The following is a 9021-nucleotide window of genomic DNA, read 5'->3' on the forward strand; positions in this document are numbered from 1 at the left end:
GCTGAATGATTATCTCGTTGCTTACGCAACCAAATATCTAAGGTATGTCCCTCTGCATCAAGGGCACGATAGAAATAGCTCCATTTTCCTTTTATTTTGATGTACGTCTCATCAATACGCCATTTGTAATAAGCTTTTTTATGCTTTTTCTTCCAAATTTGATACAAAATTGGGGCATATTCTTGAACCCAACGGTAGACCGTTGAATGATGAACGTTTACACCACGTTCCCTTAATATTTCAGATATATCACGATAACTCAATGTATATCTTAGATAGTAGCCAACGGCTACAGTGATAACATCCTTGTTAAATTGTTTATATCTGAAATAGTTCATACAGAAGACTCCTTTTTGTTAAAATTATACTATAAATTCAACTTTGCAACAGAACCGTATTATGGAATAGAGATGTTGGTAACATTTATACAGGATCATTATACTTAAGTTTAATTTCGTTATTACAGAACCACACATTCCAACCAGAAGAGAAAGTATGTCTATTTAGTTATGGTTCAGGAGCAGTAGGAGAAATCTTTAGTGGTTCAATCGTTAAAGGATATGACAAAGCATTAGATAAAGAGAAACACTTAAATATGCTAGAATCTAGAGAGCAATTATCAGTCGAAGAATACGAAACATTCTTTAACAGATTTGATAATCAAGAATTTGATTTCGAACGTGAATTGACACAAGATCCATATTCAAAAGTATACTTATACAGTATAGAAGACCATATCAGAACATATAAGATAGAGAAATAAACTAGTGGCCGATTGTGCTTGATGAGCTTGGGACATAAATCCTAACTCGAAATAAATAAGCATATCACTAAACTGATTTTTTAAAGTTTACAGTGATATGCTTATTTTTTTATCTTACGATTTTGTACGTGCATGCTTGCCTAGGGGTATGGCTCGAGCCATTAGTCTCTCGCACATACTATTCCCTCAGGCGTCAGCACTTACAAAATCGGTTGTAATTTTCATTTTTATACGCATTCTTACTGAGATTATACTAATAAGAGGAATAGTAAAAGCAATTCTAAGTAAAATTGCAGATAAGAGGTTTGTTAAAAGCAGTTCTAAGTAAAATTGCAGATAAGAGGTTTGTTAAAAGCAGTTCTCAGTAAAATTACAGATAAGAGGTACGTTAAAAGCAGTTCTAAGTAAAATTGCAGATAAGAGGTTTGTTAAAAGCAGTTCTCAGTAAAATTGCAGATAAGAGGTACGTTAAAAGCAATTCCATGCAAAATTGCTGATAAGGGGTAAGTTAAAAGCAGTTCTCAGTAAAATTGCAGATAAGAGGTACGTTAAAAGCAGTTCTAGGCAAAATTGCAGATAAGAGGTGCGTTAAAAGCAGTTCTCAGTAAAATTGCAGATAAGGGGTAAGTTAAAAGCAATCCTAAGTAAAATTGCAGATAAGGGGTACAGAAAAACTAGACTTGATTACAAAATGGAGCTTGGGACATAAATGATTTTTTAAAAATGAGATGAGACGTAGATTAACTCCATAATCAATACGAATCTATCGACTTCTTTATTTATGATATTCATCTCTTTTTAATGGAAATAAAAGTGCGATTAATGTGATAATACAGTTACGTTAATTAAAAAAATAAAAATGCAAGGAGAGGTAATATGCTAACTGTATATGGACATAGAGGATTACCTAGTAAAGCTCCGGAAAATACAATTGCATCATTTAAAGCTGCTTCAGAAGTAGAAGGTATAAACTGGTTGGAGTTAGATGTTGCAATTACAAAAGATGAACAACTGATTATCATTCATGATGATTATTTAGAACGGACTACAAATATGTCCGGGGAAATAACTGAATTGAATTATGATGAAATTAAAGATGCTTCTGCAGGATCTTGGTTTGGTGAAAAATTCAAAGATGAACATTTGCCAACTTTCGATGATGTAGTAAAAATAGCAAATGAATATAATATGAATTTAAATGTAGAATTAAAAGGTATTACTGGACCGAATGGACTAGCACTTTCTAAAAGTATGGTTAAGCAAGTGGAAGAACAATTAACAAACTTAAATCAGAATCAAGAAGTGCTCATTTCAAGCTTTAATGTTGTGCTTGTTAAACTTGCAGAAGAAATCATGCCACAATATAACAGAGCAGTTATATTCCATACAACTTCGTTTCGTGAAGACTGGAGAACACTTTTAGATTACTGTAATGCTAAAATAGTAAACACTGAAGATGCCAAACTTACTAAAGCAAAAGTAAAAATGGTAAAAGAAGCGGGTTATGAATTGAACGTATGGACTGTAAACAAACCAGCACGTGCAAACCAACTTGCTAATTGGGGAGTTGATGGTATCTTTACAGACAATGCAGATAAAATGGTGCATTTGTCTCAATAGAAAGTTAGAGGTGAGTCTTACGTTTCAGTGACGGTAGACTTACCTTTAACATGTTACATACTAAAAAATTAATTTGAATAAGAAAGAGAGACATATATGAAATACGATGATTTTATAGTAGGAGAAACATTCAAAACAAAAAGCCTTCATATTACAGAAGAAGAAATTATCCAATTTGCAACAACTTTTGATCCTCAATATATGCATATAGATAAAGAAAAAGCAGAACAAAGTAGATTTAAAGGTATCATTGCATCTGGCATGCATACACTTTCAATATCATTTAAATTATGGGTAGAAGAAGGTAAATACGGAGAAGAAGTTGTAGCAGGAACACAAATGAATAACGTTAAATTTATTAAACCTGTATACCCAGGTAATACATTGTACGTTATCGCTGAAATTACAAATAAGAAATCCATAAAAAAAGAAAATGGACTCGTTACAGTGTCACTTTCAACATACAATGAAAATGAAGAAATTGTATTTAAGGGAGAAGTAACAGCACTTATTAATAATTCATAATAAAACAGTGAAGCAACCATCGTTACGGATTGCTTCACTGTTTTGTTATTCATCTATATCGTATTTTTTATTACCGTTCTCATATAGCTCATCATACACTTTACCTGAGATTTTGGCATTGTAGCTAGCCATTCCTTTATCTTGTACATCTTTAACATTAATAGCCATCATCATGTTTGGATTATCTTTATCATATGATATAAACCACCCAATTTGTCTGCCTGTTTCTCCTTGTTTCATTTTGAGTTCTGCAGTACCGGATTTGCCAATTAAGTTTGCATAAGATCTATAAATATCTTCTTTATGTGTTTTATTTACGACTTGTTGCATACCATCAGTTAATAGATTGATATTTTCTTTGGAAATAATATTTTTCTTCCAAACTTTGTTTTTCGTGTCTTTTAATAAGTGAGGTGCGTTAATATTGCCATTATTTTCTAATGCGCTATAGATTGAAAGGATCTGTACTGGGTTAATCAGTATTTCACCTTGTCCGTAACCTGAATCAGCTAATAATATTTCATTATCTAAATTTTTGTTTGAAATTTGAGCATTATAAAATGGATAATCACTTGGTATATCTTCACCAACACCTAGTTTTTTCATGCCTTTTTCAAATTTCTTACTGCCTAATTCGAGTGCTACTCTAGCAAAGAAAATGTTATCTGATGATTCTATTGCTTGTTTTAAGTCGATATTACCATTTACCACTTCATATCTTGTAACGTTGTAACCACCCCAAGATTTATCTTTTTGCCAACCTTTACCATCGATTTTATAACTTGTTTTATCGTCTAATGTTTTGTTATTTAACCCAATCATTGCTGTTAATATTTTTTGAGTTGAACCTGGTGAAGTTGTAATCTGGAACTTGTTGAGCAGAGGTTCTTTTTTATCTTCGGTTAATTTATTATATTCTTCGTTACTCATGCCATACATAAATGGATAGACGTCATATGAAGGTGTGCTTACAAGTGCTAATAATTCACCTGTTTGAGGGTGGATAGCAGTACCTGAGCCATAATCATTTTTCATGTTGTTATAAATACTCTTTTGAACTTTAGCATCAATAGTTAGTTGAATATCTTTGCCATCTTTTTTCTTTTTCTCTATTAATGTATGTGCGATTGTATTGCTATTATCGTCAACGATTGTGACACGATAGCCATCTTCATGTTGGAGCTTTTTATCGTAAAGTTTTTCGAGTCCCTTTTTACCAATAACTGCATCATCTTTATAGCCTTTATATTCTTTTTGTTTTAATTCTTCAGAGTTAATGGGACCAACATAACCTAATAGATGTGAAGTCGCTTTTTCTAGAGGATAGTTACGACTTTCTGTTTCATTAGTTGTAAGATGAAATTTTTTTGCGAAATCACTTAAATATTCATCCATTTTTTTAACGGTTTTAAGTGGAACGAAGGTATCATCTTGTACCCAATTTTGATCCATTTGTTGTTTGATATAGTCTTCAGAAATACTTAGTTCTTTAGCGATTGCTTTATAATCTTTTTTAGATACATTCTTTGGAACGATGCCTATCTCATATGCTGTTCCTGTATTGGCCAATTCCACATTGTTTCGGTCTAAAATTTTACCACGTTCTGATTTTAAATTTTCAATATGTATGCTTTGGTCTTTCTGCATTCCTGGAATAATGACGCTATGATCCCAATCTAACTTCCACATACCATCTTCTTTAACAAAATTAAATTGAACGTTGCGATCAATGTTACCGTAGTTTGTTTTAATTTTATATTGAGCATCTACTCGTTTTTTATTTTTAGATACTTTTTTTATTTTACGATCCTGAATGTTTATATCTTTAACGCCTAAACTATTATATATTTTTATCGGACGTTCAGTCATTTCTACTTCACCATTATCGCTTTTAGAAATATAACTGCTATCTTTATAAACTTGTTTGAAATTTTTATCTTCAATTGCATCAATAGTATTATTAATTTCTTTATCTTTTGAAGCATAAAAATATATACCAAACCCGACAACTACAACTATTAAAATAAGTGGAACAATTTTTATCTTTTTCATCAATATCCTCCTTATATAAGACTACATTTGTAGTATATTACAAATGTAGTATTTATGTCAAAATAATGTTATAATTTTTGTGATATGGAGGTGTAGAAGGTGTTATCATCTTTTTTAATGTTAAGTATAATCAGTTCATTGCTCACGATATGTGTAATTTTTTTAGTGAGAATGCTCTATATAAAATATACTCAAAATATTATGTCACATAAGATTTGGTTATTAGTGCTCGTCTCCACGTTAATTCCATTAATACCATTTTACAAAATATCGAATTTTACATTTTCAAAAGATATGATGAATCGAAATGTATCTGACACGACTTCTTCGGTTAGTCATATGTTAGATGGTCAACAATCATCTGTTACGAAAGACTTAGCAATTAATGTTAATCAGTTTGAGACCTCAAATATAACGTATATGATTCTTTTGATATGGGTATTTGGTAGTTTGTTGTGCTTATTTTATATGATTAAGGCATTCCGACAAATTGATGTTATTAAAAGTTCGTCATTGGAATCGTCATATCTTAATGAACGACTTAAAGTATGTCAAAGTAAGATGCAGTTCTACAAAAAGCATATAACAATTAGTTATAGTTCAAACATTGATAATCCGATGGTATTTGGTTTAGTGAAATCCCAAATTGTACTACCAACTGTCGTAGTCGAAACCATGAATGACAAAGAAATTGAATATATTATTCTACATGAACTATCACATGTGAAAAGTCATGACTTAATATTCAACCAGCTTTATGTTGTTTTTAAAATGATATTCTGGTTTAATCCTGCACTATATATAAGTAAAACAATGATGGACAATGACTGTGAAAAAGTATGTGATAGAAACGTTTTAAAAATTTTGAATCGCCATGAACATATACGTTATGGTGAATCGATATTAAAATGCTCTATTTTAAAATCTCAGCACATAAATAATGTGGCAGCACAATATTTACTAGGTTTTAATTCAAATATTAAAGAACGTGTTAAGTATATTGCACTTTATGATTCAATGCCTAAACCTAATCGAAACAAGCGTATTGTTGCGTATATTGTATGTAGTATATCGCTTTTAATACAAGCACCGTTACTATCTGCACATGTTCAACAAGACAAATATGAAACAAATGTATCATATAAAAAATTAAATCAACTAGCTCCGTATTTCAAAGGATTTGATGGAAGTTTTGTGCTTTATAATGAACGGGAGCAAGCTTATTCTATTTATAATGAACCAGAAAGTAAACAACGATATTCACCTAATTCTACTTACAAAATTTATTTAGCGTTAATGGCATTCGACCAAAATTTACTCTCATTAAATCATACTGAACAACAATGGGATAAACATCAATATCCATTTAAAGAATGGAACCAAGATCAAAATTTAAATTCTTCAATGAAATATTCAGTAAATTGGTATTACGAAAATTTAAACAAACATTTAAGACAAGATGAGGTTAAATCTTATTTAGATCTAATTGAATATGGTAATGAAGAAATATCAGGGAATGAAAATTATTGGAATGAATCTTCATTAAAAATTTCTGCAATAGAACAGGTTAATTTGTTGAAAAATATGAAACAACATAACATGCATTTTGATAATAAGGCTATTGAAAAAGTTGAAAATAGTATGACTTTGAAACAAAAAGATACTTATAAATATGTAGGTAAAACTGGAACAGGAATCGTGAATCACAAAGAAGCAAATGGATGGTTCGTAGGTTATGTTGAAACGAAAGATAATACGTATTATTTTGCTACACATTTAAAAGGCGAAGACAATGCGAATGGCGAAAAAGCACAACAAATTTCTGAGCGTATTTTAAAAGAAATGGAGTTAATATAATGGATAATAAAACGTATGAAATATCATCTGCAGAATGGGAAGTTATGAATATCATTTGGATGAAAAAATATGCAAGTGCGAATAATATAATAGAAGAAATACAAATGCAAAAGGACTGGAGTCCAAAAACCATTCGTACACTTATAACGAGATTGTATAAAAAGGGATTTATAGATCGTAAAAAAGACAATAAAATTTTTCAATATTACTCTCTTGTAGAAGAAAGTGATATAAAATATAAAACATCTAAAAACTTTATCAATAAAGTATACAAAGGCGGTTTCAATTCACTTGTCTTAAACTTTGTAGAAAAAGAAGATCTATCACAAGATGAAATAGAAGAATTGAGAAATATATTGAATAAAAAATAAAATTGTTGTGTTTACAACAATACATAGAAAACAGAGGAAACAATCAAGTCGTTGAATATTTCCTCTGTTTTTTAGTTGAAAAAATTAACCGAAAGCCTGAATGCAAGTCTTGATTAAATCAATAATGCTTGTAATAACACCAGTGAAATCCATATGCATACCCTCTTTCTATTTAAGATACATTAAGTATAATATCAAACAAATAAAAAATGTTAAAAATTCCCTAATTGGCTATTTAGATTGCATAAATGTCAAAAATTTGAAAAACATACAACGACTTTGCATAAAAAATCGTCATATTGGAAATACGTAATTTATTGAAATAATAAAAAAATAAAAGAACGAAGATGATAACCTAAGTGAGGTTTTAAGTTGTTCTAAGGTTTAATTTAATTTATGTTAAAATAGTTGGTATAAAAATACATGATAAACTATAAACTAAATTCAAAATAACTTATGGGGTAGGCAATTATGGAAAATATTTTAAATATAAATGATAATGAAAAAAGAGTGCTAAGGGAAATTTATAACCATCATAATATTTCGCGTACTCAAATATCTAAAAATCTTGAGATTAATAAGGCAACGATTTCTAGTATTTTGAATAAGTTAAAGTATAAATCTCTTGTTAATGAGGTTGGTGAGGGTGATAGCACGAAGAGTGGTGGTAGAAAACCTATTCTTCTGAAGGTTAATCATCTTTATGGTTATTTTATTTCTTTGGATTTAACTTATAGTTCTGTTGAAGTGATGTACAATTATTTTGATGGTAATGTCATTAAGCATGAATCTTATGATTTACCTGATGAAAAGGTTAGTAGTATATTAAGCATAATAAAAAAACATATTGATATTCAGGAGAAACTTGATACTTATAACGGACTATTAGGTGTGTCTGTTTCTATACATGGAGTTGTGGATAATGAGCAGCATGTGACATATTTACCATTCCATGAAACTGAAGGAATTTCAATTGCTAAGAAAATAAAAGAAATTACTAATGTTCCAGTCGTAGTTGAAAATGAAGCGAATCTTTCAGCGTTATATGAACGTAATTTTAATCATAATTTATCCTACAATAATCTTATTGCTTTAAGTATACATAAAGGTATTGGTGCTGGGCTTATTATTAATAATCAATTGTATCGTGGTGCAAATGGGGAAGCGGGTGAAATTGGAAAAACACTTGTCTCAAAAGTTAGCGATAATGTGGAGATCTTTCATAAGATTGAAGATATTTTTTCACAAGAAGCTTTACTGCATAATTTAAGTAATCAACTAAATGAGAAGATGACGCTTAGCAAATTAATTCAATTTTATAATGAAAAAAATCCAGTCGTAGTTGAAGAAATGGAACAATTTATAAATAAAATTGCTGTTTTAATACATAATTTAAACACCCAGTTTAATCCGAATGCAATTTACATTAACTGTCCATTGTTCAATGAAATGCCTGAAATATTAGAAGCAATTAAGAACCAGTTCAAACAATATTCACGTAACGAAATTCAAATAAAGTTAACATCTAATGTCAAATTTGCAACTTTGCTAGGTGGTACATTAGCAATTATCCAAAAAGTACTACAGATTAATGATATTTACTTAGATATAAAAGCATAAAAAACTAATTCAAATGAATAATCAAAGTTCGTAATTGTCTTTATAAAAAAATCCCTCAATCCGAATTGAATTTTCGGATTGAGGGATTTTTATAGTTCTATTGCAGAAGAAAACTATTTTAAAAATGCTGGTAAATGTTGATAGCCACCTCTAACGTTAACAATATTCGTAAATCCTTTATATTCTAATATTGGTTCTGTTGCAAAGTAAAAA

Annotated in this window: 9 protein-coding genes; 6 read left to right on the plus strand and 3 right to left on the minus strand. The window is 29.9% G+C overall.

Annotated elements, in window-relative coordinates; all coding sequences use genetic code 11:
- Positions 1–338, minus strand: a 338-nt coding sequence (locus JV528_RS13150; protein ID WP_204254850.1) for an IS6 family transposase, incomplete at its 3' end; no start/stop codon positions are given.
- Positions 339–373: 35 nt separating this feature from the next.
- Between JV528_RS13150 and JV528_RS13155 the strand changes: the two genes are divergently transcribed.
- From JV528_RS13155 to JV528_RS13165, 3 genes are all read left to right on the plus strand, one after another.
- A complete protein-coding gene (locus tag JV528_RS13155) occupies positions 374–763 on the plus strand; it encodes a hydroxymethylglutaryl-CoA synthase (protein ID WP_020444595.1) in 390 nt (129 codons plus the stop codon).
- Between the two features lie 876 nt (positions 764–1639).
- Complete coding sequence (locus JV528_RS13160; protein ID WP_000958858.1) at positions 1640–2383, plus strand: glycerophosphoryl diester phosphodiesterase; 744 nt, start codon at positions 1640–1642, stop codon at positions 2381–2383.
- Positions 2384–2479: 96 nt separating this feature from the next.
- A complete protein-coding gene (locus JV528_RS13165) occupies positions 2480–2908 on the plus strand; it encodes a MaoC family dehydratase (protein ID WP_000872606.1) in 429 nt (142 codons plus the stop codon).
- Between the two features lie 45 nt (positions 2909–2953).
- Here the strand turns inward: JV528_RS13165 and mecA are convergent, their stop codons facing one another.
- Positions 2954–4963, minus strand: a complete 2010-nt coding sequence (gene mecA, locus JV528_RS13170) for a PBP2a family beta-lactam-resistant peptidoglycan transpeptidase MecA (protein WP_063852655.1) — start codon at positions 4961–4963, stop codon at positions 2954–2956.
- 96 nt (positions 4964–5059) lie between these two features.
- Here mecA and mecR1 point away from each other — a divergent pair, with 96 nt between their 5' ends.
- Complete coding sequence (mecR1, locus tag JV528_RS13175) at positions 5060–6817, plus strand: beta-lactam sensor/signal transducer MecR1 (protein WP_000952923.1); 1758 nt, start codon at positions 5060–5062, stop codon at positions 6815–6817.
- Complete coding sequence (mecI, locus tag JV528_RS13180) at positions 6817–7188, plus strand: mecA-type methicillin resistance repressor MecI (protein WP_000369214.1); 372 nt, start codon at positions 6817–6819, stop codon at positions 7186–7188. Before mecR1 ends, mecI begins: the two co-directional genes overlap by 1 nt.
- Before the next feature lie 84 nt (positions 7189–7272).
- Here the strand turns inward: mecI and psm-mec are convergent, their stop codons facing one another.
- Positions 7273–7341 carry a phenol-soluble modulin PSM-mec gene (psm-mec, locus tag JV528_RS13185; protein ID WP_014532405.1) on the minus strand — a complete coding sequence of 23 codons (69 nt, stop codon included), beginning with the start codon at positions 7339–7341 and terminating at the stop codon, positions 7273–7275.
- Between the two features lie 318 nt (positions 7342–7659).
- Here psm-mec and JV528_RS13190 point away from each other — a divergent pair, with 318 nt between their 5' ends.
- Positions 7660–8808 carry an ROK family transcriptional regulator gene (locus JV528_RS13190; RefSeq protein ID WP_000427807.1) on the plus strand — a complete coding sequence of 383 codons (1149 nt, stop codon included), beginning with the start codon at positions 7660–7662 and terminating at the stop codon, positions 8806–8808.
- The last annotated feature ends 213 nt before the right edge of the window (positions 8809–9021 follow it).

The organism is Staphylococcus sp. GDB20D11A, assembly GCF_016893255.1.
Lineage (GTDB): Bacteria > Bacillota > Bacilli > Staphylococcales > Staphylococcaceae > Staphylococcus > Staphylococcus aureus.

Bases quoted from the DNA above. Each gene is read 5' to 3' on its own strand.
- JV528_RS13160 (WP_000958858.1), top strand. From the start codon at position 1,640: ATGCTAACTGTATATGGACATAGAGGATTACCTAGTAAAGCTCCGGAA.
- JV528_RS13190 (WP_000427807.1), top strand. From the start codon at position 7,660: ATGGAAAATATTTTAAATATAAATGATAATGAAAAAAGAGTGCTAAGG.
- mecI (WP_000369214.1), top strand. From the start codon at position 6,817: ATGGATAATAAAACGTATGAAATATCATCTGCAGAATGGGAAGTTATG.
- JV528_RS13165 (WP_000872606.1), top strand. From the start codon at position 2,480: ATGAAATACGATGATTTTATAGTAGGAGAAACATTCAAAACAAAAAGC.